The 255-nt window shown below is 59.6% G+C and carries 1 protein-coding gene; it reads left to right on the top strand.

Features of this window, described 5'->3' with window-relative positions; all coding sequences use genetic code 11:
• Window positions 1-195, top strand: a 195-nt coding sequence (locus SB658_RS25635) for an alpha/beta fold hydrolase (protein WP_410603270.1), incomplete at its 5' end; no start/stop codon positions are given.
• Window positions 196-255 lie beyond the last annotated feature (60 nt).

A 255-nucleotide genomic window follows, 5' to 3' on the forward strand; every position in this document is an offset into this window, starting at 1 on the left:
CTGCAGGAGATTAAATCCCCGCTTCTGATCTGCATGGGGCGGCATGATCACCTGGTTGCCCCGCTGGAAACCTGGCTTCCGCTCATCGCGGAAAACCGCCAGCCGGTTTTTGCGCTTTTTGAGCGGAGCGCGCACACTCCGCAATTGGAAGAAGCGGAGCGGTTTGACGAAACCCTTCTGAATTTCCTGACCTGAAGCATGGCCCCGTGCGGGTATGAACCGCGCGGGGCAATTCGGGAGCTGGCCAGTTCTGCC

The organism is Bacillus sp. SIMBA_008 (genome assembly GCF_046535495.1).
In the GTDB taxonomy this organism is placed as follows: Bacteria; Bacillota; Bacilli; order Bacillales; family Bacillaceae; genus Bacillus; species Bacillus subtilis.